The sequence below is a fragment of the Variovorax sp. Soil_C_39 genome (assembly GCF_057656815.1).
The window spans coordinates 149818-174322 of sequence record NZ_JBDGJQ010000003.1 but is presented as its reverse complement, the minus strand read 5'-3'; the positions used below and the strand labels follow the sequence as shown (position 1 = coordinate 174322).

27 protein-coding genes are annotated in these 24505 nt (G+C 69.4%); 7 read left to right on the top strand and 20 right to left on the bottom strand.

From position 1 onward, the window contains the following. Positions 1–36 precede the first annotated feature (36 nt). Genes araD through AC3A6J_RS08785 form a run of 3 tightly spaced genes read right to left on the bottom strand, consistent with a single transcriptional unit; the run spans position 37 to position 3762 of the window. Complete coding sequence (gene araD, locus AC3A6J_RS08795; protein ID WP_487859547.1) at positions 37–1794, bottom strand: L-arabinonate dehydratase; 1758 nt, start codon at positions 1792–1794, stop codon at positions 37–39. Positions 1795–1798: 4 nt separating this feature from the next. Further along, a complete protein-coding gene (locus AC3A6J_RS08790) occupies positions 1799–2773 on the bottom strand; it encodes a Bug family tripartite tricarboxylate transporter substrate binding protein (RefSeq protein WP_487859546.1) in 975 nt (324 codons plus the stop codon). A 47-nt stretch (positions 2774–2820) separates the two neighbouring features. Then, positions 2821–3762, bottom strand: a complete 942-nt coding sequence (locus AC3A6J_RS08785; RefSeq protein WP_487859545.1) for a 2-hydroxyacid dehydrogenase — start codon at positions 3760–3762, stop codon at positions 2821–2823. A gap of 82 nt (positions 3763–3844) precedes the next feature. Between AC3A6J_RS08785 and AC3A6J_RS08780 the strand changes: the two genes are divergently transcribed. Beyond that, positions 3845–4981 (top strand): LacI family DNA-binding transcriptional regulator, encoded by a 1137-nt coding sequence (locus AC3A6J_RS08780; protein WP_487859544.1) that lies wholly within the window; start codon positions 3845–3847, stop codon positions 4979–4981. Positions 4982–4996: 15 nt separating this feature from the next. Here the strand turns inward: AC3A6J_RS08780 and AC3A6J_RS08775 are convergent, their stop codons facing one another. The 3 genes from AC3A6J_RS08775 to AC3A6J_RS08765 all read right to left on the bottom strand — a co-directional run bounded on the left by AC3A6J_RS08775 (position 4997) and on the right by AC3A6J_RS08765 (position 7094). Further along, positions 4997–5236, bottom strand: coding sequence for an oxidoreductase-like domain-containing protein (locus tag AC3A6J_RS08775; protein WP_487859543.1), 240 nt, complete (start codon positions 5234–5236; stop codon positions 4997–4999). Continuing rightward, positions 5237–6133, bottom strand: a complete 897-nt coding sequence (gene lpxO, locus AC3A6J_RS08770) for a lipid A hydroxylase LpxO (protein ID WP_487859542.1) — start codon at positions 6131–6133, stop codon at positions 5237–5239. Positions 6134–6206: 73 nt separating this feature from the next. Then, positions 6207–7094: an NAD(P)-dependent oxidoreductase gene (locus AC3A6J_RS08765; protein ID WP_487860043.1), complete on the bottom strand. Its 888-nt coding sequence runs from the start codon at positions 7092–7094 to the stop codon at positions 6207–6209. Between the two features lie 102 nt (positions 7095–7196). On the opposite strand from AC3A6J_RS08765, the gene AC3A6J_RS08760 reads away from it, so the two are divergent. Beyond that, a complete protein-coding gene (locus AC3A6J_RS08760; protein ID WP_487859541.1) occupies positions 7197–7550 on the top strand; it encodes a winged helix-turn-helix transcriptional regulator in 354 nt (117 codons plus the stop codon). 27 nt (positions 7551–7577) lie between these two features. On the opposite strand, the gene AC3A6J_RS08755 is transcribed toward AC3A6J_RS08760, so the two are convergent. Next, positions 7578–7979, bottom strand: coding sequence for an OsmC family protein (locus AC3A6J_RS08755; protein WP_487859540.1), 402 nt, complete (start codon positions 7977–7979; stop codon positions 7578–7580). Positions 7980–8041: 62 nt separating this feature from the next. Further along, entirely contained in the window at positions 8042–8509 is a 468-nt protein-coding gene (locus AC3A6J_RS08750; RefSeq protein ID WP_487859539.1) for an Lrp/AsnC ligand binding domain-containing protein, read from the bottom strand. Positions 8510–8637: 128 nt separating this feature from the next. On the opposite strand from AC3A6J_RS08750, the gene AC3A6J_RS08745 reads away from it, so the two are divergent. Continuing rightward, positions 8638–9939: a D-amino acid dehydrogenase gene (locus AC3A6J_RS08745; RefSeq protein WP_487859538.1), complete on the top strand. Its 1302-nt coding sequence runs from the start codon at positions 8638–8640 to the stop codon at positions 9937–9939. A 27-nt stretch (positions 9940–9966) separates the two neighbouring features. On the opposite strand, the gene AC3A6J_RS08740 is transcribed toward AC3A6J_RS08745, so the two are convergent. After that, positions 9967–11046, bottom strand: coding sequence for an aromatic ring-hydroxylating dioxygenase subunit alpha (locus tag AC3A6J_RS08740; RefSeq protein WP_487859537.1), 1080 nt, complete (start codon positions 11044–11046; stop codon positions 9967–9969). A gap of 287 nt (positions 11047–11333) precedes the next feature. On the opposite strand from AC3A6J_RS08740, the gene AC3A6J_RS08735 reads away from it, so the two are divergent. The 3 genes from AC3A6J_RS08735 to AC3A6J_RS08725 are packed head-to-tail and all read left to right on the top strand — an operon-like array spanning position 11334 to position 13766. After that, positions 11334–12368 carry an ABC transporter substrate-binding protein gene (locus tag AC3A6J_RS08735; protein WP_487859536.1) on the top strand — a complete coding sequence of 345 codons (1035 nt, stop codon included), beginning with the start codon at positions 11334–11336 and terminating at the stop codon, positions 12366–12368. Next, complete coding sequence (locus AC3A6J_RS08730; RefSeq protein WP_487859535.1) at positions 12365–12901, top strand: nucleoside deaminase; 537 nt, start codon at positions 12365–12367, stop codon at positions 12899–12901. Before AC3A6J_RS08735 ends, AC3A6J_RS08730 begins: the two co-directional genes overlap by 4 nt. A gap of 34 nt (positions 12902–12935) precedes the next feature. Beyond that, a complete protein-coding gene (locus tag AC3A6J_RS08725) occupies positions 12936–13766 on the top strand; it encodes an urease accessory protein UreD (protein ID WP_487859534.1) in 831 nt (276 codons plus the stop codon). A gap of 30 nt (positions 13767–13796) precedes the next feature. On the opposite strand, the gene AC3A6J_RS08720 is transcribed toward AC3A6J_RS08725, so the two are convergent. The 3 genes from AC3A6J_RS08720 to AC3A6J_RS08710 form a co-directional block, all read right to left on the bottom strand. After that, positions 13797–14639 (bottom strand): alpha/beta hydrolase, encoded by an 843-nt coding sequence (locus tag AC3A6J_RS08720; RefSeq protein ID WP_487859533.1) that lies wholly within the window; start codon positions 14637–14639, stop codon positions 13797–13799. A gap of 37 nt (positions 14640–14676) precedes the next feature. Continuing rightward, positions 14677–15018 carry a DUF1161 domain-containing protein gene (locus tag AC3A6J_RS08715; protein WP_487859532.1) on the bottom strand — a complete coding sequence of 114 codons (342 nt, stop codon included), beginning with the start codon at positions 15016–15018 and terminating at the stop codon, positions 14677–14679. A 127-nt stretch (positions 15019–15145) separates the two neighbouring features. After that, positions 15146–15571 carry a sel1 repeat family protein gene (locus tag AC3A6J_RS08710; RefSeq protein WP_487859531.1) on the bottom strand — a complete coding sequence of 142 codons (426 nt, stop codon included), beginning with the start codon at positions 15569–15571 and terminating at the stop codon, positions 15146–15148. A 254-nt stretch (positions 15572–15825) separates the two neighbouring features. On the opposite strand from AC3A6J_RS08710, the gene AC3A6J_RS08705 reads away from it, so the two are divergent. Continuing rightward, a complete protein-coding gene (locus AC3A6J_RS08705) occupies positions 15826–17475 on the top strand; it encodes an ankyrin repeat domain-containing protein (protein WP_487859530.1) in 1650 nt (549 codons plus the stop codon). Between the two features lie 14 nt (positions 17476–17489). On the opposite strand, the gene AC3A6J_RS08700 is transcribed toward AC3A6J_RS08705, so the two are convergent. From AC3A6J_RS08700 to AC3A6J_RS08665, 8 genes are all read right to left on the bottom strand, one after another. Next, a complete protein-coding gene (locus AC3A6J_RS08700) occupies positions 17490–17696 on the bottom strand; it encodes a YbdD/YjiX family protein (protein WP_487859529.1) in 207 nt (68 codons plus the stop codon). An 11-nt stretch (positions 17697–17707) separates the two neighbouring features. After that, positions 17708–19774 carry a carbon starvation CstA family protein gene (locus AC3A6J_RS08695; protein WP_487859528.1) on the bottom strand — a complete coding sequence of 689 codons (2067 nt, stop codon included), beginning with the start codon at positions 19772–19774 and terminating at the stop codon, positions 17708–17710. A 124-nt stretch (positions 19775–19898) separates the two neighbouring features. After that, positions 19899–20321, bottom strand: a complete 423-nt coding sequence (locus tag AC3A6J_RS08690) for a hypothetical protein (RefSeq protein ID WP_487859527.1) — start codon at positions 20319–20321, stop codon at positions 19899–19901. 67 nt (positions 20322–20388) lie between these two features. Next, positions 20389–20871, bottom strand: a complete 483-nt coding sequence (locus AC3A6J_RS08685; RefSeq protein WP_487859526.1) for a C40 family peptidase — start codon at positions 20869–20871, stop codon at positions 20389–20391. 50 nt (positions 20872–20921) lie between these two features. Continuing rightward, positions 20922–21530: a DUF938 domain-containing protein gene (locus tag AC3A6J_RS08680; protein ID WP_487859525.1), complete on the bottom strand. Its 609-nt coding sequence runs from the start codon at positions 21528–21530 to the stop codon at positions 20922–20924. A 5-nt stretch (positions 21531–21535) separates the two neighbouring features. Beyond that, entirely contained in the window at positions 21536–22189 is a 654-nt protein-coding gene (locus tag AC3A6J_RS08675; protein WP_487859524.1) for a response regulator, read from the bottom strand. Beyond that, positions 22186–23553, bottom strand: a complete 1368-nt coding sequence (locus AC3A6J_RS08670; protein WP_487859523.1) for a cache domain-containing protein — start codon at positions 23551–23553, stop codon at positions 22186–22188. Before AC3A6J_RS08670 ends, AC3A6J_RS08675 begins: the two co-directional genes overlap by 4 nt. Further along, positions 23550–24503, bottom strand: a complete 954-nt coding sequence (locus AC3A6J_RS08665; RefSeq protein ID WP_487859522.1) for a VTT domain-containing protein — start codon at positions 24501–24503, stop codon at positions 23550–23552. Before AC3A6J_RS08665 ends, AC3A6J_RS08670 begins: the two co-directional genes overlap by 4 nt. Between the last annotated feature and the right edge of the window lie 2 nt (positions 24504–24505).

Sequence of the window (24505 nt, the reverse complement as noted above, 5' to 3'; positions counted from 1 at the left end):
TGTGAAGGGTTGAAAAGGAAAAGACGCTGGAATGCGTCAGTAGATGGACGGCTCTGCCGTGGGCGCATTGCCGGCCAGCACAGCGAAGTCGCAGCCCTTGTCGGCCTGCGTCACTTCCTGCTGGTAGATGCGTGCATAGCCGCGTGCATGGGCCCGGGGCGGAGCGACCCATGCGGCGCGCCGGCCGGCGAGCTCGTCGTCGGAAACCTGCATGTCCAGCCGCCTCGCGCCGATGTCGAGCGTCACGATGTCACCCGTCCTGAGCAGCGCGAGCGGGCCGCCGACCGCGGACTCGGGCGCCACGTGCAGCACGCAGGTGCCGTAGTGCGTGCCGCTCATGCGTGCGTCGGAAATGCGCAGCATGTCGCGCACGCCACGCTGGAGCAGCTTCTTCGGAATCGGCAGGTTGCCCCATTCGGGCATGCCGGGCGCGCCGACCGGCCCGCCGTTGCGCAGCACGAGCACGGTGTTCTCGTCGGCGTCGAGCGCGGGGTCGTTCACCGCAGCGAGCATCTCGGCATTCGAGTCGAAGACCAGCGCGCGCCCGCTGTGGCGCAGCAGGTGCGGCGACGCGGCCGAGGGCTTGAGTACCGCGCCGTCGGGGCACAGGTTGCCGCGCACCACGGCCAGCGCCATGCCGGCCTCGGGGCACTCGGGTGTCGCGGCGATCAATGGCGCGCCGGCGTCGCGGATCACGTCGTCGTCGGTGCAGGTGCGCCCCGCGATGTTCTCGCCGAGGCTGCGGCCGGTGACGGTGAGCGCCGAAAGGTCCAACTGCGCGCTGATCTTGTTGAGGAGCGCGGGCAGTCCGCCGGCGTAGAAGAAATCTTCCATCAGGCGGTTGCCCGAAGGAAAGAGATTGGCCAGCACGGGCACGCGGCGCGCCATCTCGTCGAGGTCGTCCAGGCCGAGCGCGATGCCTGCGCGGCCGGCGATGGCCGGCAGGTGGACCGCGGCATTGGTGGACCCGCCGAGCGCCATGTACGCCGCCACGCCATTGAGCAGCGCGGCGCGGGTGACGATGCGCGAGGGCCGCAGGTCTTCCCACACCATTTCGACCGCGCGCCGTCCGCAGGCCCAGGCCATGCGCGTGTGGCCGGCGTCCATGGCCGGCACGCTTGCGGCACCCGGAAAGCACAGCCCCATCGCCTCGATGATCGAGGTCATGGTGCTGGCCGTGCCCATGGTGTTGCAGGTGCCCGGCGCGCGCGTCATCTTGGCCTCGAGCGCGATCCACTCGGGCTGCTCGATGTTGCCCATGACGTACTCTTCCCAGTACTTCTTGGTGTGCGTGCCGGCGCCCACGGCCTGGCCCTTGTAGCGGTCGTTGAGCATCGGCCCCGCGGGGCAGAAGATGGCGGGCAGGTCCATCGACAGCGCGCCCATCACGAGCCCCGGCGTGGTCTTGTCGCAGCCGCCCATCAGCACCGCACCGTCGAGCGGCAGGCTGCGCAGCAGCTCCTCGGTCTCCATGGCGAGGAAGTTGCGGTAGATCATCGTGGTGGGCTTGACCATCACCTCGCCCAGGCTCATGGCCGGCAACTCGAACGGATAGCCTCCCGCCTGCAGCACGCCGCGCTTCACGGCCGCGGCGCGCTCGCGAAGATGGGCGTGGCACGGCGACAGCTCGCTCCACGTATTGATGATGCCGATGACCGGCCGGCCCATGAACTCCTCGCGCGCGAGGCCTTGCTGCTGCATGCGCTGGCGGTGCGCGAAACCGCGGATGTCGTCGCTCGCGAACCAGCGCTGGCTGCGCAGTTCGGCGAGGGTCTTGCGTTTCGGAACGGTCATGGCCTCAGTCCAGCTGGATGCCGGCCTGCTTGACGGTGGTGGCCATGGCGGCGAGGTCCTTCTTCAGCAGCGCCTCGAACTCGGCCGGCGTGGAAGACAGGACCTCGTAGCCCTGCGCTTCGAGGGGCTTGCGGAATTCGGGCGACTCGAGCACGGCGCGCAACTCGGTGTTGAGCCGCGCGACGATGGGCGCGGGCGTGCCGCGCCGCACCAGCAGGCCGTTCCACACGATCGACACCACGCCCGGCACGCCGGCCTCGGCCATGGTCGGCACGTCGGGCAGCACCGGCGAGCGCTTGGTGTCGGCCACCGCGAGCACGCGCACCTTGCCGGCCTCGCGGAACGACACCACCGCGGGCAGATTGTGGAACATCATCGGGATCTGGCCGCCGAGCACGTCATTGAGCGCGGGCGGGCCACCCTTGTACGGCGCATGAATGAGTCGCGCGCCGCTCTTCTCCTGGAACACGACGCCCGCGAGGTGCATCGAGTTGCCGTTGCCGGCGGAACCGAAGACCAGCGTGTCCGGCGCGGCCTTCGCGGCGGCGGTCACATCGGTGAGGGTCTTGTACGGCGTGCCCGCGCCGACCACCAGCACGTTGGGCATCTGGTGCGTCAGCGTCACGGGCTGGAGGTCCTTGACGGGGTCGTAGCCCATCGACTTGTAGAGGTGCGGGTTCACCGCCAGCGTGCTCGTCGAGCCGAGCAGGATCGTGTAGCCGTCGGCCGGCTGCTGCCGGGCCGCATGGGCCGAGCCGATGTTGCCGTTGGCGCCGGCCCGGTTGTCGATGACCACCGCTTGCCCGAGCCGCTTGCCCAGCGCCTGTGCCAGCGGGCGCGCGATGGTGTCGGCAACGCCACCGGCCGGGTACGGCACGACGAGGGTCAGCGGACGGTTCGGGAAATTGTCCTGGGCATTGGCGCAGAGCGCGGCGGCGCCGGCGAGCGCGGCAATGGCAATTCGGGTGATCGGGTGCATGGTGCGATGGCTCCTGTCGGGTCGGTGATGGATGGGTGCGCGCGGTCTCAGGGCACCGGGGTCGGCAGCGACCTGCCCCCGGCCCACGCCTCGACGTTGGCCACGACGAGTTCGCCCATGGCACGACGGGTTTCGTGGGTGGCACTGGCGATGTGCGGCGTCAGCACCACCTGCGGCATGGCCAGCAGCGGCGCCGGAACGTTCGGTTCGTCGGCGAAGACATCGAGGCCCGCCGCGGCGATGCCGCCCGACACCAGGCGTTCGACCAGTGCCTCCTGGTCGACCACCGAGCCACGCGCGATGTTGATGAACACGCCCTGGGGCCCGAGCGCATCGAGCACCTCGGCCGAGACCAGGTGGCGTGTGGCCGCGCCGCCGGGCGTGGCGGCGATCAGCACGTCGCTCCACGCGGCGAGCGCCCTGGGCGAGTCGAAGTACGCGTAGGGCACGTCGGCCTGCTGGCGCCGGCCGGCATAGCCGACCGTGGTGTCGAAGGCGACGCAGCGGCGCGCGATCAGGCGCCCGATGTTGCCCAGCCCGACGATTCCGATGCGGCTGCCTGCGAGCCGCCGTCCCAGCGGCAGCGGGCCTCGCGCCCATGCGCCGTCGCGCACATGCCGGTCGGCCGCAGGCACCTGGCGGAACACCGCGAGCAGCAGCGCCAGCGCGAGGTCCGCCACGTCGGCCGACAACACGCCGGGCGTGTGGGTGACGGCGATGCCGCGCTGGCGTGCCCCCTCGACGTCGATCGCGTCGTAGCCCACGCCGTTGCAGGCGATGAGTTCCAGTTTCGTGAGGTGTTCGGCGCTGCCCGCGGGCAGGCCGATCAGCCCGTTCGTGATGACGACCCGCACCTCGGCGCCGCGCTGGCGCAGGAAATCGAGCGGCGCGGGCAGCGCGCTCCAGCGCACGATCTCGCAGGCGCCTTCGAGCGGCTGCAGCAGCTCGGGTGGGAGCGGAATGATGACGAGGAGAACGGGTCGGGGCATGGAGAGGATCGGCGGGTGAGCCGGTGGAAAAACAGGAAATGTCACCGGTAACATTGCTGCGACTGTATATTTCGCGCCAGCCATGCGTCAACCCGTTCGAACTGGATCAAGGGAAAACCACGAGCCGCCACCCGGCGGGCCGGAAGGTGCGGCCGAAGGGTCGGCGCCGGCACGCGCACGCACGCCCCGGCGCAAGCTCGGCACCCACACCATCCACGACGTGGCCGCGCTCGCGGGCGTGTCGTCGATCACCGTGTCGCGCTACTTCAATGCGCCCGAGAAGGTGTCGCCCCGCGTCCGCGAGCAGCTGCGCCAGATCATTCTCGAGACCGGCTACGTGCCGAACCAGATGGCCGGGCGTCTCGCGTCGGCCGAAAGCCGGGTGGTCGGTGCCGTGATGCAGAACACCGGCAGCCTGACCTTCGCGTCGCTCGTGAAGGGCATGGCCGACGGCTTCGAGGCGTCGGGCCTGCAACTGCTGCTGGCCAACACCGAGTACTCCGAGGTGCTGGAGGAGAGGGCCATCCGCGCCTTCGTCGGGTGGCACCCGAGCGCGCTGATCCTCACGCGCGACGACCACACGCCGGAGTCCGATGCGCTACTGCAGGCCTGCCGCTGCCCCATCGTCGAGACCTGGGGCGTGGTGCCCGGACGGCCCTTTCACCAGGTCGGCTTTCCGCATGCGGACATCGGCATCGAGCTGGCCCGGCACTTCCTGGCGCAAGGTGCGCGGCGCATTCGCTTCGCATTGCGCGGCGCGCCCGAGGACTTTCGCGCGCAGCAGCGCGCGCTCGGCTATGCCGAAGCCATGAAGGCCGCGGGGCTGGTGCCCGACATCGAAGTCTCTACCCTCACGGACGAGTTCGACGCTGGCGCCCAAATCCTGGAGCGGCTGGCACACCAGAGCGCGGCAGAGCGGCCCCAGGCCGTGATCTTCGCCAGCGACAACATGGCCGTGGGCGCCATCCTGAAAGCACCGGAACACGGCATCCGCTTTCCTCAGGACTTCGCGATCGCCGGCTTCGGCGATGCGCCGATCGCCGCGCGGCTGCATCCGTCGCTCACGACGGTGCGCCCCGAGCCCTATGCCATCGGGCTCAAGGCCGCGCAGGTGGTGCTGCAGCTGAAGGCCGACAAGCAACCCGATGCGCCGCCCGCGCTGCACATCGTGCCGTGCCAGCTGATCGTGCGCGAGAGTTCGCGCATCGCCGGCACCTGAGCGCCGGCGGCGCGGTCATTCGTCCTGCTGCAGCAGCAGCAGCAGCGAGGCCTCGTCGCGCCAGTAAGCGACGGCGCCCAGCCAGCCTTCCCACACGCAGCCATTGCAGCCGCGGCCGCAGCAGGTGGTGGGCGCAGGCGGCGGCACACGCATGGCGATGTTCCGCGCCCGCAGCAGCGACTGGATGCGCGCAATCAGCGCCTGGGCGCTGGCCAGGTCGGTCGGGGCGATGAGGTCGAGGACAGGGGCAGTCACCTACCAGAAAATCCAGAGCGCGAGGCCGCCAAAGATCGTCCACTTCACGAGGTAGTACGCCCGCTTGTCCCAGGCCTTGAGCCGCTTGCCGAGTACGCGGACCTGGTAGATGTACTTGAACGCGCGGTTGAGGCCGCCGGTCTTGTCACCGGCGTCGTTGGGCGATGCCGCAGCGGCCAGCAGGTTCTTCGCGAACCAGCGGTTCACCGCGCTGGCCCAGCGGTATTTCAGCGGACGCTCGATGTCGCAGAACAGGATCACGCGGTCATGCTCGGTGGTGTTCTCGGCATAGTGGATGTAGGTTTCGTCGAACACCACCGCCTCGCCGTCGCGCCAGTGGTAGCGCTGGCCGTCCACGTCGATGTAGCAGCCCTCGGCGCCGGGCGTCCACAGACCCAGGTGGTAGCGCAGCGAACCGGCGAACGGGTCGCGGTGGCGCACCAGGCGGCTGCCGGGCGGCAGCTCGGCGAACATCGCGGCCTTGATGGTGCCGATGCCCTTGAGCAGCTCGGTGGTGCGCGGGCACAGCTCGGCCGCGGACGGATGCGCATCGTCGTACCACTTCAGATAGAAACGCTTCCAGCCGCTCTTGAAGAAGGAGTTGAAGCCCACGTCGTTGAACTGGTTCGACGCCTTGATGCTGCCGCCGTTGCGCATGGCGAGTGCCTCTTCGCGGATGACCTCCCAGTTCTCCTCGAGCACGCGCATCTCGGGGAACTGCGCGGGCGAGAGATACGGCGTGCCCGGCACCTTCGAGAACATGTACATGAACACGTTCAGCGGTGCGAGAAAAGTGGAATGGTCCGACAGCTGCCTGAAGAAGCGGTGCCGGACCTGGCCGCGAAAGTGAACGTAGAGCGCACTGAGCGCGAAGATGGCGAGGATGACCCACTTCATTTGTTGAAAAGTGTCTTGTGGAGCGGGCGGGTAGTGTAGTTCTTCACACTTGTCCCGACCGATGGCGGCCTTTTCAGCGCCGAAGCAGCTTGATCAGCGCCGCGAACTCCTCGCCGCCGAGCCCCGCACCATCGGCGCGCCTCAACAGCCCCGCCGCGAAGGCAGGGAACTCGGTGTTGATGCCGGCCTGCTGCGCGGTGTCGAGGATGCGCTGCGTGGCCTCGACCGAAATACGCATCGGGCTTTGCGAGATCGCGAAGTCGCCCGACTGGATGACCTTGGCCTCGTGCTGCAGGAAGCCCGCGAAGGTCGACATGATCCCGGCCACGATGCGGCCGTACTCCGCCACGTCGAACCCCTCGTGCTCGGCCACGCGCGCGCCGTGCACGAAGCCGATCAGCGTGCCGTAGACGGTCGACAGCGTGGCGAGGTCCATCGCGGCGGCGGCGCTGGACTTGTCGCCGAGGTAGACGATGCCGCCGCCGAGCACACCGAGCATCGGCTCGGACGCGCGGAACACGGGCTCGGCGCCCGACATCAGGATCGGCGTGTCGGGCTGGCCCATCTGCTCTGGCGCGGCCTGGATCGCGCCCTCGAGGTAGCGCGCGCCCTGCTTGTGCGCCCAGGCCTCGGCGTCCCTCGCGTCCTGCGGGCTACCGGTGGTGAGCTGCACCAGCAGGCGCCCGTCCATGGCGGCGGCCACGCCGTCCATGGCGAGGACCGCATCGGCTGCGCGGTAGTCGTAGACGCACATCAACACCACCGGGCTTGCGCGCACGGCTTCGGCCGCACTGCGCGCCAGCGTGGCACCGCGCGCCACGAGCGCTTCGGCCTTGGCGGCGCTGCGGTTCCATACGGTGACCTCGTAGCCCTGCGCGATGTACAGGCTGGCAAGGGTCTGGCCCATCGATCCGAGGCCCAGGACGGTGATCTGCTTTTGCTTCATGACGTTTTGCTCAATGCGATGTGAAGAGGCGTGTATCGTCTGATGTGGCTTTCACTCGGTCAAGTACCTACAATAAAGTGAGGTACTTACCAAAACAGCAGTATTGGAACGAACGACATGGCATCGAAGAAGCCTTACGTCTGCGGCATCGGGCCCGCATTCGAGGTCATCGGCGGCAAATGGAAGGCGCTGATCCTCTGGGAGCTGCACCTGCAGCCGCGCCGCTTCGGCGAGCTCAGGCGGATGCTGCCGGGCATCAGCGAGAAGATGCTGATCCAGCAGCTGCGCGAGCTCGAGACCGACGGCATCGTCGCGCGCGAGGTGTTCCGCGAGGTGCCGCCGCGCGTCGAGTATTCGGAAACCAAGCTCGGCGCCACGCTGAATGCGGCGCTCGGTCCGCTGGCCGACTGGGGCGACCGCCATGCCAAGCGCGTGGCGGCGGCACGCAAGCTCGCGTCGGCCGAAGCCTGACGGCCCGTCCGCGGGGCCGGCGCAGGTTCAGTCGGCCCAGCCGGTCTGGATCTCGGTCTTCACCTCGGTCATGAGCTTGTGCACCGGGCACTTGGCGGCCACGCGCATCAGTTCGTCGCGCTGCGCCTCGCTGAGATCGCCGCTCACGCGCAGCTTCGTGTCGAGGCGGTAGACGCCCTTGCGCTCCTCGCTATCGTCGCGGTCGACCGCCACCTCGATGTCTTCGACCGGAATGCCCTTGCGGCGCGCATAGATCAGCACGGTGAGCGCCTTGCAGGCCGCGAGCGAGGCATCGTAGAGATCGTGCGGCTCGGGGCCTGCGTCGCTGCCGCCGCCCGCGGGCGAGGCATCGATGGCGATCTCGTGGTTGCGGATCTTGAGGATGTGGCGCGTGCCGGTGGTGCCGTCGCGGCGGATCGAAAGGCTCATGGGGCGGTCCTTGGGTGCTTGGATCAGGCCGGCGATGGTAGCCGCCGAGGCACCAGCCCTGCTTACCGGTCCATTGCCAGCACCAGCGTTTCCTTGATCTCTTCCATCACCACGTAGCTGTGCGACTCGGCTGCCACCGGCAGCTTCTTGAGGATGTCGCCGAGCAGGTGCCGGTATTCGCTCATGCCGCCGAGGCGCGCCTTCACGAGGTAGTCGAAGCTGCCCGACACCAGATGGCATTCGAGCACCTCGGGCATGTGCAGCAGTTCCTTGCGCACCTTGTCGAACACGTCGCCCGACTTGGCCGAGAGCTTGATCTCCACGAACACCAGCAGCGTCTTGCCGAGCGCCTCGGGCGACACATGGGCGTGGTAGCCGCTGATGACGCCCTCGCGCTCCATTCGCTTCACGCGCTCGGTGCAGGGGGAAGCCGACAGCCCGATGCGCTCGGCGAGTTCGGTCATGGAAATGCGGCCCTGGCGCTGCAGCACGTCGAGGATCTTGCGGTCGATGCGGTCGAGTTCGGGCATTTCACTTGGCGCGGGGCGTTGCCCGTCTTTCGGCAGTTGTTTTCACTGGGTAGACCAAAAATTCGATGAAATCCACTCCATTTTGAAGCATAAATTCTGGCTATTCACCTTCATACCGGTAGATACCCATGAAAGTCATCGTTCTCGGCGGCGGCGTGATCGGCACCACGACGGCCTACTACCTCGCACGCTCGGGTGCCGAAGTGACCCTGCTCGACCGGCAGGCCGGCACGGCCGAGGAAACCAGCTTCGCCAATGCGGGCCAGGTGTCGCCGGGCTACTCGACGCCATGGGCGGCGCCGGGCATTCCGCTGAAGGCGCTCAAGTGGATGTTCCAGAAGCATGCGCCGCTGGCGGTGCGCCCCGACGGCACGCTGTTCCAGCTGCGCTGGATGGCGGCGATGCTGCGCAACTGCTCGCCGGAACGCTATGCAGTCAACAAGGAACGCATGATGCGCGTGGCCGAGTACAGCCGCGGCTGCCTGCAGCAGCTGCGCGCCGAGACCGGCCTCGCCTACGAGCACCGCACCGGCGGCACGCTGCAGCTCTTTCGCACGCAGGCGCAGCTCGACGCGGTGCAGCGCGACATCGCGGTGCTCGAGGAATGCGGCGTGCCCTACGAGCTGCTCGAACGCGATGCGCTCGCGCGCGTCGAGCCCGCGCTCGCCGGCGCGCGCGACCGGCTCACGGGCGGGCTGCGCCTGCCCAACGACGAGACCGGCGACTGCCATCTCTTCACGCGCGGGCTGGCCGAGATCGCACGCGGCCTGGGCGTCGATTTCCGCTTCGGCCAGCAAGTGGCCGCGCTCGAGATGGCGGGCGACCGCATCACGGGCGTGCGCACCACGGCCGGCAAGATCCTCACGGCCGACCGGTACGTGATGGCCTTCGGCAGCTACTCGCGCCCCGCACTCGCATCGCTCGGCCTCGACATCCCTGTGTACCCGGTCAAGGGCTACTCGCTGACCGTGCCGCTCGTCGACGAGGCGCTGGCGCCGCAATCGACCGTGCTCGACGAGACCTACAAGGTGGCCGTCACGCGTTTCGACAACCGCATCCGCGTGGGCGGCATGGCCGAGCTCGGCGGCTTCGACCTGCGGCTCAATCCCGCGCGCCGCGCCACGCTCGAGAAGGTGGTGAGTGACCTGTTCCCCGGCGGCGACCTGCCGCGCGCCAGCTTCTGGACCGGCCTGCGCCCGATGACGCCCGACGGCACGCCGATCGTCGGCGCCACGCGATTTGCCAACCTGTTCCTCAACACCGGCCACGGCACCCTCGGCTGGACCATGGCCTGCGGCTCGGGCAAGCTCATTGCCGACATCGTGACGGGCCAGCGCCCCGAGATCCGCACCGAAGGGCTTGCGATGGACCGCTACCAGGCGGGTTCGGCACGCATGGGGAGCAGGCGCCCTGCCACTGCAGTCGCCTGAGAAAAGCGGGCTGCCCGGGTACGGGCTTCAGGCAGCCTTCGCCACCACCACCGCCTGGTCAATTCCCCGGTACACCTCCGCCTCGCCAAACCGCGCCAGCAGCTGCATCAGGTGCTTGCGGATCAGCATGCCGGGCCGGTCCGAGTCCATCGAATACTCGATGCCGCGGCGGCGCGTGTCGACCACGGCGTCGGGGTCGGTCGACTCGAGGATGTCCTTGTCCTCGCGCGTGATCTCCTCGTCGAAGTCGATCAGCATCTGCGCCGGGCAGTCGGCCTCGGTGTCGTTGCGGAACAGCCATTGGCACAGCTGCATGCGCGTGTCGTCGATCGGCGTGAAGCAGTTGATGATGATGTGGCGCACGCCGCTCGGGTACTCGATGTCGAGGCGGCGCGAGAACGGCATGAAGTAGGCATTGCGCATGTGGCGCGTGGTGATCGCGTCGGTCACGCCGCTGATCGCATGGAACCTGGCCGGATTGGCCGCCTCGATCACCGTCTCGGCATGGAAGCCGCCCTCGTTCTCGACCAGTTCGTACCGGCTCGGCTTCGGGCTCGCGGCCACGCCGAAGGTGGCGCGGTGCACGAAGCTGAAGTGCGAGTTGTCGAACGAATTCTCGAGCGCACGCAACGGGCTGGTCTGCCATTCCTCGTAGAACTGGAAGATCGTGCGGTAGCCCGGATCGCCGAACTCCGGGATCGCCGGAATGTCGGCGACCGGCTCCTCCAGCGCCACCCAGGCATAGCCGTAGCGCGCGGTGCAGCGGTAGGCGGTGGTGCGGTACTCGGGCGAGATCTTGCGATCGGGCTCGTACTGCGGAATGCGGATCACCTGGCCGCTGCGGTCGTAGGTCCAGCCGTGGTAGCCGCACTGGATCGCGCCCTGGCCGCAGGCCTTGCCTTCGCCGTCGACGCACCAGCCCTTCGAGAGCTTGGCGGTGCGGTGGCAGCAGCGGTCGCGCAGTGCCGCGGGCTGGCCCTCGGCGTCGATGAAGAGAACGATGTCCTCGCCCAGCAGCTTGAATGGCTTCGGGCCGGTGGCAAGTTCAGTGAGCGGCATGACGGCATGCCAGAACTTGCGGAAGACGGGTTGTCGGGAAACGAGCATGCGGGACTCCTTCTGTTGCACGTGGGTACGGACGAACCTGAAAGAGCAATTTCCCGCCGCGAGGCTGAACGCTTCTACTCTGCGCGACCAGCCTTGCAAGTTGCGCGCCCGCATTGTGCCCGCTCGGGAAGGCTCGCGCTGGCATGCGTCGTGCAATAGCCATTGCAAGAGTAGAAGCGTTCAGCAGCGCACGCACCATTCACGTGCGCCCGCCCGGAAATTGCTCTTGCGAGGCCTCCCTGCCACCGCGGGAGGGATCACAAGACGACCGACCCCGGAGCCCCACCATGCAACGCCGACTCTTTCTTGCCGCAGCAGCCACCGCCGCCAGCGTCGCCGCCCCTCGCGTGTTCGCGCAGGGCAGCAACAACAAGCTCACGCCCATCAAGTTCACGCTCGACTTCCGCATCAACGGGCAGACTGCGCCGTTCTTCCTTGCGCACAGCAGGGGCTACTACCGCGACGACGGCCTCGACGTGACCATCGACACCGGCGCCGGCTCGGTTGCCTCGATCACGCGCATCGCGAGCGGCGTGTACCAGATGGGCCTCGGCGACATCAGCTCGCTGGTGGAGTTCAATGCACAGAATCCGGGCACCCCGATGGTGCAGGCCGTGTACCAGTACTACAACCGTGCACCCTTCGTGATCATCGGCCGCAAGGACCGCGGCATCACCGGCGACTTCAAGAGCCTGGCCGGCAAGAAGGTGGCCGCGGCCGCCGTCGAGGCCACCCGCCGCGCATGGCCCATGGTGGCGCGCAGGCAGGGCATGCGAAGCGATGTCTTCCAGTGGCAGACCACCGACTTCTCGGCGCGCGACAACGTGATGGTGCGCGGCGATGTCGATGCCGCCACCTATTTCCACGACTCGGCGATCTCGCTCTTCGCGCGCATGAAGCCGGACGAACTCTCGGTGCTCAAGTATTCGGACGCCGGCGTCGACCTCTACGGCAACGCGATCCTCGCGAGCAGCAACCTGATCGCGCAGAATCCCGGGGTGGTCGCGGCCTTCCTGCGCGCGACCAACCGGGCCATCGTCGAGACCTTCGCCAATCCGGCGCCCAGCATCGCCGCCATGCGCCAGCGCGAACCGATCCTCGACGAGAAGATCGAACTCACGCGCTGGGGCGTCACGGCGCAGTACGTGGGCGCGGCCGACGCGCGCAGCCATGGCCTCGGCGACATCCGCAAGCTCACGCTCGAGCAGCAGGTCGACCAGGTCGTCGACGTCTTCGGCCTCAAGGTCAAGCCCGCGTCCGACGCCATCTTCAACACGTCGATGCTGCCATCGCGCAACGAACGCAACCTTCCCAAGGCATGAACTTCAGCAATCTCACCACCACCACCACCCACACCGCGCTTCCCGAGGAAGCCACGCTCGACGAACGCGACGAGCGCTACCTGCGCAAGGCGATCGTCTGGTCGCATGCGGCGCGCCGCCGCGGCAACCGGCCGTTCGGCTCGGTGATCGTCTCGGCCGACGGCGAGGTGCTCGCCGAGGCGGCCAACAGCAACAGCGAGACCGGCGACTGCACCGCCCACGCCGAGGTCAACGCGCTGCGCGCGCTCGCGGGGCGCGGCCTCACGCGCGAGGAACTGGCAGGCGCCACGATCTACGCGTCGGGCGAGCCCTGCGTCATGTGCGCGGGCGCGATCTTCTGGTCGAACATCGGCCGCGTGGTGTTCGGCATCGATGCCGAACGGCTTCGCGCGTTCCGCGGCGAGCGGCAGGACCAGCGCGACGCCGAGCTCTCGTGCCGCGACGTGTTCCGCGCTTCGCCGCACCCGATCGAGTGCATCGGACCCGCCTTGGTCGACGAAGCAAGCGCCGCCCACGACGGTGCCTGGAAATAGCGGCAAGGAAGGCGCGCCCGCATAGACTCGTTGGATGCCCTGGCACGCCCATCTCCATCTCGACTACCGGCAGGAAGCCGCGCGCAGCGTGGCGCGCTTTCGCCATGACGGCCCGCTCCGGATCCTGCAGAGCCTCTACCCCGAAGGCGATGCCGTCTGCCACAACGTGCTGGTGCATCCGCCGGGCGGACTGGTCGGCGGCGACACGCTCGACATCGAGATCGATGCGGCCGATGGGAGCCACGGCCTCGTGACCACGCCCGGCGCCTCGCGCTTCTACCGCTCCGAGGGCGAGCTCGCATTGCAGCGCACGCGCATCCGGCTCGCACCGGGTGCGCGGCTCGAATGGCTGCCGCTCGAGGCGATCTGCTACAGCGGCTGCCAGGCCGAGAACCGGCTCGTCATCGAGGCCGCGCCCGGTGCCGAGATGATCGGCTGGGACGTGACCGCCCTCGGCCTGCCCAACGCCGGCCAGCCGTTCGAACGCGGCAGCTACCTGCAGCACATCGAAGTGCCCGGCGTGTGGCTCGAGCGTGGCCGAATCGACGCGGCCGACCAGCGGCTGCTGCAAAGCCCGCTGGGCTTCGGCGGCCACCGCTGCATCGCGTCGCTGTTCTTCGTCGCGGGCAAGCCGGCCGACCGCGCGCGGCGCGAGGCGCTGCTGGCGCTCGCACGCGCCGCCATCGACGCCGGCGGCCTGCAGGAGAGCGCGGGCGCGACAAGCCCGCATGCCGAAGTCGTGGTGCTGCGCGTGCTCGCGCCGGTGGTCGAGCCCGCCATGCAGCTGCTGCGGCAGGTGTGGCAGGCATGGCGCGCCGAACTCTGGCGCCTGCCCGCCAGCTCGCCGCGCATCTGGAGCACTTGAAGACGCCCCCCCCGAAGCGCCTGCGGCTGGCTATGCCGCCTTGGGCTCGGGGATGATCGCGGTCAACGCAAAGTCGATGAGGTGCAGCCAGGTCGCTTCGAGCCGCATGATGCTGTGGTGGTCGGAACCCGGCACCGTCTGCACGCAGACCGGCGTGGGCCAGGCCGCGATCAGTTTCTGCGAGCGCTCGGGCAGCACGACGTCGTCGCGTTCCGCCAGCAGGACCTGTGTCTTGGCCGCCACCTCCTTGCAGTGCGAGAGCGAGTTGAAGCGGTTGCGCAGCAGCAGCGACAGCGGCACCAGCGGAAAGCGCCGCTTGGCCACCTCGAGGATCGAGTCGTACGGCGTGACCAGCTGCAGGCTCGCGAACTGGTCCTGGTGCGCGACGAGCTGGATCGCCACGCCGGTGCCGAGGCTGCGCCCCACCACATGCAGCCGCACGCCCGGGAAGGCCTTGTGCAGGTGCCGGGCGAACTGCACCGCGTCGGCGACCGATGCGATCTCCGACGGATGGCCTTGGGAATCAGCCACGCCGCGGTAGTTGACCGCCGCAAAACCGAAGCCTTCGGGCAGCCAGTGCAGCGCCTGCGCGGTCGCGCGCACGTCTTCGCCGCGGCCCGCGAAATAGATGAACAGGTCCTTCAGCGCAGCCTCGCCCTGCGGGTGATAGACGTAGCCGCGGACCATGCCCCCGGGCACGGTGTGTGAATAGGTCGAGAACGCGTCCGACAAATGGACCACCGGGAGCTTGCGGGCGTGAAAGAGGATGTGCCCCTGCCGCGTGGCAAGCAGCGTCCAGTAGGCCGCGATGGCGCCCAGGGTAGCGGCCGAGGCCGAGAGTGCGATGCGGAAGGCTTTTTGGCGTGACAACAAGGGGGGTTTGCTCCAGAGATGCAGGGGGGGGCGCCGCCTACTTGCGGCAATCGCCACCGACCGACACCGTGCCGTCCTTGCACTCCGTCAGGATCGCTTCGTCGTTCGACGGCGATGGCGCAGCCGCTGGTGTCGACGCAGCCGCTACCGATGCACTTTCGCGCTGGTAGACGATCTTCTTGCTGCCGAGTTCGCAGCTGCCGACCACCTGGCCGGGGGCCTGCGCATCGGAATCGAGGGTGACGACCGAGAAGCGCGCCACGCCGGCCGCGGCGATCTTCGATTCGATCTGCGCGCGCAGCGCTTCGCAGCCTTCAGCGCCGTGGGCCGCGCCCGCGAAGGCGAACGCGAGTGCGAGGGAAATCGTCCAGGGTTTCATGATGGGAATGCCTCGTGGCGAACGGTTCTCACGCGGAGAGTCTAGCCCGCTCGCCGCCCGCTTTGCTGCCGGACACATCCCCGTACACCTGCCGGAAAGCGCGGCAATCCGCGCCCGGCGCCTCGATTCATTCGCAGGCGTTCCGGCCGGCCGGCGACTGACGCAGCCGATTGAGGAAGACGAGCTGCACCTTCGCGGTTTCGCTGCCCTGCGATGCGGCGCGCAGCATCCAGCTGCGCGCTTCGCAGCGGTTCGCGCGGATGCCCGGGCCATACAGCGTGGCGCCGGTGAGCAGCACCATGCCGAGCATCTCCTGCGCCTCGGCGTGGCCTTCGCCTGCCGCCTGGCGCAGTTCGCGGAGCATGGCCGTGTAGTCGCGCGCCGCCTGCGCCTCGAGCGCGAGTTGGAAGCGCTGCTCGGCATGCAGCACGACGACATCGCGCCCCGCCGGCTGCGCCGCGGACGTTGCCACGGCGCACAGCGCGGCGGAAAAAAGAAGAGGTATGCGCCAGCGCAGCGAGCGGCTTGCGATGCCGGAGATTCGGGATGCCATCGATGAGCTCCATTGTTGTGTTGTTGCAATGGCTTGCATCGTGGCAGCAGGCGCGCGCCGCGGGAAACTGGATTTCGCGCAGCCGGCCTCAGCCTCCGCCTGAGCCCATTGCGCTAACATCGCGTCCGCGGTTGCAAGCCGCGCCCGGACCCGCGGGAAGGGTGGAACCCACTTGCTTCATCTGCTTGCTGACCAGTCAGCGCCTTTGTGCAGCCGGATTGCGGGTCGTCGGCGCTTCATGCACGGAGGTTCATGTGAAACGCATTCCCGCACGGCCCGACATCGGCCATCTCAAGAAGCAAGCCAAGCAACTGCTTGCCGCCTTGCGCCAGGGCGACCCCGCCGCCTTCTCCCGCTTCCGCGGCGCATTGCCCGTCGCCGCCCGAAGAGACGACGCAGCCATTTCCGCACTCGGCCTGCGCCTGCACGACGCACAGTCGTGCCTGGCGCGCGAGTACGGCTTCGCGTCGTGGGCGGACCTGCAGGGCTTCGTGCAGGCCCGCGCCGCAGTGGCGAACGACCCCGCCCGCGCGGTGCTGCTGTGGCTGCGCACGGCCTATGCGGGCGAGATCGCGGGCGGCAACAACCTGGCCCGGCCGGCCGTGGCCGCACGGCTCGTCGACGAAAGCCCTGACCTGGTGCGCAGCAGCGATCCGTGGCTCGCCTGCACCGTCGGCAATGCCGAACTGCTGCGCGAGACGATCGCGCGCGACTCCGGCTGGGTCCGGCGGGCCGGCGGCCCGCTTGCGCTGCCGCCGCTCCATGCGGTGGCGTTCTCCAGCCTCTTGCAGTTGCCGCGCTTCCGGGACGGCCTGCGCACCTGCGCCAAGCTGCTGCTCGACGCCGGCGCCGATCCGAACCAGTCCATCGGCAGCCGCTGGCCGCCCGCCTCGCTCGCGGCACCGGCCGAAGGCATCCGGCTGTCGGCGCTGTACGGCGCGGCCGGGCTGAACCGCGACGCGGAAATCACGCGGCTGCTGCTCGAGGCCGGCGCCGATCCGAACGACGGCGAATCGCTCTACCACTCGCTCGAGGAACCCGCATGCACGCGCCTGCTGCTCGCGGCGGGCGCGCGCGTGGCCGGCACCAACGCGCTCTATCGCGTGCTCGACCTCGACCGTCTCGAATCGCTGCAACTGCTGCTCGCCCATGGCGCCGACCCGAACGAAGCGGCGCCGGGCGCACCGACCAGCGACTGGGGACGCCCCCTGCTGTGGGCGCTGCGGCGGCGGCGCTCGGCCGCGCACATAGAGGCGCTGCTCGACGCCGGCGCCGACCCCTCGGCGCGCACGCCCGAGGGCGTCGATGCGCGCACGCTCGCGCTGCGCTTCGGCCTCACCGACGTGGCGCGGCTGCTCGCGGAACGCGCGGGCGGCGATGCGCCGCTGCCGCCCGACGAGCAGTTCGTCGCGGCCTGCGCGCGCGGCGATGCGGCGACGGCACGGCGCCTGCAGGCGCAGCATCCGCAGTGGCCCGCCAGCCTCTCGCCCGCGCAGCTGCGCCTGCTGCCCGAACTGGCCGCCCAGCCCGGCTGCGGCGCGGCGGTTCAGTGCATGGTCGAACTCGGCTGGCCGATCGCCACCCCGGGCGGCGACTGGGAGGGCTCGGCGCTCAACCAGGCGGTGTTCCGCGGCGATGCGGCGCTCACGCGCTTCCTGCTCGCGCATGGCGCCAGCTGGACCGAGCGGCACGGCTTCGGCGACGACGCGAGCGGCTCGCTGTCATGGGCCTCGATCAACCGGCCGACCGACGACGGCGACTGGGCCGGCTGCGCCGAGGCGATGGTCGCGCATGGCCTGCCCGCTGCGCAGCCCGATCCCGGCGGCTCGGACGGCGTGATCATGGACGGGCGGCTCAAGTGGTTCTCGGACGAGGTGACCGAGGTGCTGCTCGCGGGGCGCTAGCAGCCGAGGGGGCGCTAGCAGCAGCGCCCCTTGCCCGCGCCGTACCGCGCCTCGAGCCGTTCGCGAAAGAACTCCTCGTAGCTCATCGGCGGCCGGTCCGGATGGGTGGCCGCCATGTGGCTCAGGTAGGCGTCGTAGTCGGGCAGGCCGACCATGAGCCGCAGCGACTGCTTGAGCGAGCGCGCGAAATAGCGTCCCGCTTCCGGCAAGGCCAGCCCCATGGCATTGCCCCTCAGCGCGCCGCAGGTGCGGCGAAGGGCTCGAACGGCGTTTCCTGCGCGGTCGGCCGGTGGGCCGCGCGCGCCGCGAGGCAGGCCTTGATGCTGTAGACCAGCACGCTGAGCACCACGAACATGAAGAGCGCGCAGAGCGCGGCGTCGAGCCGGTCGTTGAAGACGATGCGCGCCATGGCCTCGGGCGTCTTCGCGGGCGCGACCAGCACGCCGTTGGCCAGACCTTCCGTGTACTTCGCGGCATGCGAGAGGAAGCCGATCTTCGGGTCGGGCGAGAAGATCTTCTGCCACCCCGCCGTGAGCGTGCAGGCCAGCAGCCACACGGCCGGCGCGATCGCCACCCACGCATAGCGCTCGCGCTTCATGCGGAACAGCACCACCACGCCGAGCAGCAGCGCCACCGCGGCCAGCATCTGGTTCGAGATGCCGAACAGCGGCCACAGCGTGTTGATGCCGCCGAGCGGATCGACCACGCCCTGGTAGAGAAAGTAGCCCCAGGCCGCCACGCACAGCGCGGTGGCGAACAGGTTGGCCGGCAGCGAGTCGGTGCGCTTGAGCGCGGGCACGAAGCTGCCGAGCAGGTCCTGCAGCATGAAGCGGCCCGCGCGGGTTCCGGCGTCCACCGCGGTGAGGATGAAGAGCGCCTCGAACAGGATCGCGAAGTGGTACCAGAAGGCCATCATGGCCTGGCCGCCGATCACCTGGTGCAGGATGTGCGCCATGCCCACGGCCAGTGTCGGCGCGCCGCCCGCGCGGCCGAGGATCGTGGTCTCGCCCACGTCCTTCGCGGTCTGCACCAGCATCTCGGGCGTGACGACGAAGCCCCAGCTCGAGATCGTCTGCGCCGCCTGCTCGACGGTGCTGCCCACGAGCGCCACGGGGCTGTTCATCGCAAAGTAGATGCCGGGCTCGATGCACGAGGCCGCCACCAACGCCATCACCGCGACGAACGATTCGGCCAGCATGCCGCCATAGCCGATGAAGCGCGCATGCCGCTCGTTGTCGAGCATCTTGGGCGTGGTGCCCGAGGAGATCAGCGCATGGAAGCCCGACACCGCGCCGCAGGCGATGGTGATGAACAGGAACGGGAACAGGCTGCCCGACCACACCGGCCCGCCGCCGTCGGCGAACTGCGTGAGCGGCGGCATCTGCAGCGTCGGCATCACGAACACGATGCCCAGCGCCAGCGCGATGATGGTGCCGATCTTCAGGAAGGTCGACAGGTAGTCGCGCGGCGCGAGCAGCAGCCACACCGGCAGGCTCGCGGCCACGAAGCCGTAGCCCACGAGCATCCAGGTGAGCGCCTTGCCGTCGAAGGTGAAGCGCGCTGCCCAGGCCGGGTCCTGGCTCACGGCCTGGCCGCCGAAGATCGCGAGCATCAGCAGCACGAAGCCGATCAGCGACACCTCGCCGATGCGCCCCGGGCGGATGTAGCGCAGGTACACGCCCATGAAGAGCGCCACCGGCACGGTGGCCGCCACCGTGAAGGCGCCCCACGGCGATTCGGCCAGCGCCTTCACCACGATCAGCGCCAGCACCGCGAGGATGATGATCATGATCATGAAGGTGCCGAACAGCGCGATCATCCCCGGCACCACGCCCATCTCCTGCTTGACGAGGTCGCCGAGCGAGCGCCCGTCGCGGCGCGTCGAGATGAAGAGCACGATGAAGTCCTGCACCGCGCCCGCGAACACCACGCCCGCGAGCACCCACAGAAGCCCCGGCAGGTAGCCCATCTGCGCGGCGAGCACCGGGCCCACCAGCGGACCGGCGCCCGCGATGGCCGCGAAGTGGTGGCCGAACAGCACGTTCTTGTCGGTGGGCACGTAGTCGAGCCCGTCGTTGTGGCGGTGCGCCGGCGTCTTGCGCGTGGCGTCGAGGCCCAGCACCTTGTCGGCGATGAACAGGCTGTAGTAGCGGTAGGCGATCAGGTAGGTGCAGATCGCGGCGGTCACCACCCAGAGGGCGTTGACGCTTTCGCCACGCGTCAGGGCGACGGTGCCCAGCGCGAACGCGCCGACCAACGCCACGGCGAGCCACACCAGGTGGCGGCGGATGCTGTGCATGCGGATGTCTCCTCGGGAATCGAACCCGGGAGTCTTGCCGCAGCGACGCTGCCGCGCATCCGTCGGACCGCGTGGTCCGCCTGCGTGGCTTTACGTAGTGGAAAACACTTAGTCTCGGCGGGCCTCAGCGCACCGTCGACATCACCGTCGCACGGCACCGCGGCTGGTCGCGCGGCGCCAGCAGGTTGCAGTTGTCGAGCGCGCGCTGCTGCATGTCGCTGAGCCGCGGCGCCTGGCCCCGCGGGCCTTCGTCCCACTGGCGGTAGGCCGGCGGGGGCGGAGGGCCCCGACGATCGCGGCGCTCGTATTCGCGCCGCTGCTCCCGCTCGTAGGCGCGCTGCTCCCTGTCATAGGCGTGCTGCTCGCGCCGGTCCTGGCGGCGCCCCTCGCGCTCGCGCTGCGCGCGCCACATGCAGGTGTTGAAGTCCACACCCGAACGGCCGCTCGCGCAGTAGCGGCGGTCGTTCTCGTAGGCCGGGCCGCGCTGCGCAAACGCCGGAAGGATGCCGGCAAGGCCCAAAATCGCAAGGACGAGGTATTTCTTCATGGCAGTTCTCCGCGAGGTTTCGGTGGCACCGTGCAGCATGCCACACGGGTCTGACACACCCTGCGGCTCAGAGCCGGCGCACCTGCACCGGCTGGCGCGACCAGTAGACGCCGTCCATCCGGTCGAGCCGCACTTCGCCGCCCGTCGAGGGCGCATGCACGAACTGGCCATTGCCCACGTAGATCCCAGCGTGCGACGGCGTGGCGGCGCCGAACAGCACCAGATCGCCCGAGCGCATGTCGGACGCAGCCACCGGGCGGCCGAAGCCCGCGAGCCGCGCCACGGTGCGTGGCATCGCCTGGCCCGCGCTGTGGCGGTAGACATAGCCGATCAGCCCGCTGCAATCGAAGCCGCCTTCGGGTGTGTTGCCGCCGTAGCGGTAGGGGGTGCCGACCAGGCCCAGCGCATGGATCGCGACACCGTTCGATTGCTCGGCGGAAAGCGGCGAGGCCGGGTACGCAGCGGACGACGGCGGCCGCGGCGGGCTCGCGCAACCGAGCGCGAGCAGGCAGCAGGCGGTGGCCAGGAGGCGAGGTATCCAGAAGGGCATGGTCGTGCAGGGCTCGTGGACGTGGGCCCGACTGTACTAGGCGCTCGTGGCTAGTTGTCCCCGCCGAAGACGAGCAGCAGGTTGTTCGCCGGCATGGCGTGGCGCTCGCGCAGCACGAGGCCGGCGCGCTGCGCCTCGGCGGCCACGTCGCCGAGCCGCCGCAGGCCCCAGGCCGCATTGCGCGCACGCAGGTCTTCGTCGAACGCGAGGTTGCCCGGCGCGGTCGGGACGTCGTCTTCGAGGTAAGGCCCATAGGTGACCAGAACGCCGCCCGGTCGCAGGTGCCGTGCAGTGCCCTGCATCAGCCCTTCGCATGCGCTCCACGGCGCGATGTGCAGCATGTTCGCGCAGTAGATTGCATCGAAGCGTTCTTCCAGCGGCCAGTGCGGCGCGGTGACGTCGAGCCGCAGCGGCGCACGCAGGTTCGCGAGCCCGGCCGCATCGACCCGCCGCGCGAGCGCTGGCAGCATGCGCGCATCGGCCTCGGTCGGCTGCCACGTCCAGCCGGGCAAGGCGGCCGCGAACCATGCGGCATGCTGGCCGGTGCCGGACGCGATCTCGAGCGCGGTGCCCTCGCTGCCGAGGATGCGCACGAGCACATCGAGGATCGGCTGTTTGTTGCGCTCGGCGGCGGGGCTGGAAGGAAGGTCGTGGGTCATCCGCATCATTCTCCACGCTCGAACCCGCGCGCATGCTCGACCGCGTACTTGATGAGCTCGGCCTGCCCTTCGATGCCGAGGCGCCGCTTGATGCTCTGCCGATGCGCCTCCACCGTGCGCACGCTCAGGCCCAGGTCGCGCGCGATCTGCTTGCTCGATTCGCCGCGACCCAGCGCCGCGAGGATCTCGCTCTCGCGCGGAGTGAGCAGCGGGCGCGGCGCCTGGTTGCGGAACAGCTTCTTCGACACCGCCGGGCTCAAGAAGGTGCCACCGGCCGACACGGCCTCGATGGCGGCGACGATCTCGGCCGCCGGCGCGTCCTTCAGCACGTAGCCGCGCGCGCCCGCCTGCAGCGCCTTCTGCACGTACTCGGGGTTGTCGTACATGCTCAGCATCACGATGTGTGGTGCCGGTTCGCACTGCGCGAGCACCCGCTCGGCGAGCTCGATGCCGTTCATGTCCTTCATGCCGACGTCCATCAGCACCAGGTGAGGCGCGAGCGACGCGAGCTGCGCCAGCGCCTCGGCGGCGCTGCCCGCCTCGCCGATGATCGTGAGGCTCGGGATGGCACCGAGCCGCGCGCGCAGGCCGTCGCGCACCAATGGATGGTCGTCGACCAGGAACAGGCGGATCGGGGCGGCGTCTTTGTTGTTCGTCATGGGCTCTCCGCCTTTGCGCTCGCGGCCGGCACCTCGGCCACGATGGATGTCTGGCCGCGGGCCGAATCGATTTGCAGCGTGCCGCCGATCGATTCCATGCGCTCGCGCATGTTGCGCAGGCCGATGCCGCGCCTCGGATCGAGCTGCATGGCCGCCACGTCGAAGCCGATGCCGTCGTCGCCGATCGCGAGCCGCACGCCGTGCTCGGAGAAGCCCAGCGCGATGTGCACGCGCTTTGCCTGTGCATGCTTGCGCACGTTGGTCAGCGCCTCCTGCGTCACGCGGAACAGCGCGGTCTTGGCCTCTGGCGAGAGCGCGAAGGCCTCGCCCTCGATCATGATCGAGGCGTCGACCGCGCCCTCCTCCGCAAACTCGTCGCCCAGGCGTTCGAGCGCGGCCGGCAGGCCCAGTGTGTCGAGCAGCGCGGGGCGCAGCCGGTGCGAGATGCGGCGCACCTCGCGCAGCGAATCGTTGAGCCGCTGCAGGGCCTTGCCGAGCGCAGGCGGGGCCGGCCGGTGGTCGCGGTCGAGCGCATCGACCGCCGATTCGATCAGCAGCTTGGCCGACACCAGCGTCTGGCTCGTGCCGTCGTGCAGTTCGCGCGCCAGATGCCCGCGCTCTTCTTCCTGCGACTGCACCACGCGCCGCGCAAGCAGCCGCAGCTTGGCCTCGGCCACGCGGTGCTCGCTGAGGTTGAGCAGCAGCCCGGCGGCGCTCACCACGCCGAGGCCGAGCGCCGCAATGCCGGCGATCCAGAGCAACGTGGCCGTCACGTTGGCGCTCACCTGGCGGTCGAGCGCCCGCATGGTCGCATCGATGTCGTCGAGGTACAGCCCGGTGCCGAGCATCCAGTTCCAGCGCGGCAGCGCTGTGACGTAGCCGAGCTTGGCCGTCATCTGCTCGCTCGAAGGCTTGCGCCATTCGTATTCGACATAGCCGCCGCCCGCGCGCGCGCCGGCGATCAGGTCGCGGAGGGTGAAGCGCCCGCGGGCGTCGCGCAGGTCCCAGAGGTTCTGGCCCACGAGTTCGGGTTGGCGCGAATGCATGAGCGAACGGCCCTGCATGTCGTAGACGAAGAAATAGCCGTCATCGCCGTAGTCCAGCGCGGCCAGGCGGCGCAGCGCCTCGTCGCGGGTCGCTTCGTCATCGAGTCCCGCATCGTAGAGCGGCCGCACGGTGCTCACGGCCAGGTCGACGTAGCTGCGCAGTTCGCTGCGCCGCTGGTCCATGTAGCTCTTCTCGATCAGCGCGCGCTCGCGCCGTGCGAGGTCGCGCTCCTGGTGCCGCACCGCCAGCGCGACGAGCACCAGCGCCACCACCAGCGGTGCGACGGCCAGCGCGACGATCTTGGTGCGGAGGTTCATTCACCGCGCCCTCCATGCAGGCTCGTCGGATGCCCCGAGGCCACCCACGCGTCGAGCCCGCCCGTGAGCGGCCATGCGCGCCGCGCACCGCGCGCCAGCAGCACGCGTGCGGCCAGCGCCGCGGACACCTCGTTGGGGCAGTTGCAGTACACCACCACGTCGCGCTGGCCATCGAGCGGCAGGTCGAGCTGGCGCTGCTGCAGCGCCTTGAGCGTGTACGACAGCGCGCCAGGGATGCGGCGCGGATCGACCTTCAGGCCTGCGTCGCCGCGCACGTCGACCACCAGCGGCGGCGCATCGCCCGCGAGCAGCCGGTGCAGCTCGTCCACGCTGATGCGCGGCATGCGGGTGAGGAGAAGCACGGCGCGCCGGCGCCAGTAGCGCAGCACCAGCACCACGGCCAGCGCCCCCACGAGCGCCAGCGTGGCAATGCCGCCGGCCTGCGCGAGCAGGGCCAGCACCTCCTGGATCTGGTCGCGGAAGAACCAGCCCAGGCCGAGGAACACGCCGGTCCAGATCAGCGCGGCACCGGTGTCGTAGCCGATGAAGCGCGCCACCGACATGCCGAGCGCGCCCGCCATCGGCGGTGCCACCACCGAGACGCCGGGCACGAACTTGGCGGCCACGAGCGAGAGGCCGCCCCAGCGCGTGATCAGCGATTCGCCGCGCCGCACGCACGAATCGGGCGAGAGCGAGATGCGGCACAAGAGGCGCATGAAGCGGTAGCCGAAGCGGCGGCCGGCATAGAACCATGCACCGTCGCCGAGCAGGTTGGCCAGCACCGCCGCCAGCACCACGCCCGCGACCGGCACGTCGCCGGCTGCCAGCAGCGCGCCCGACACCACCAGCACCGCGGCCGCGGGCACCGGCAGGCCGAGCCGCGCGGCCAGGCTGGCGACGAACACGACCGCGATCGCGTTCTGCACCAACAGCGACATCAGCTGTGCCATGG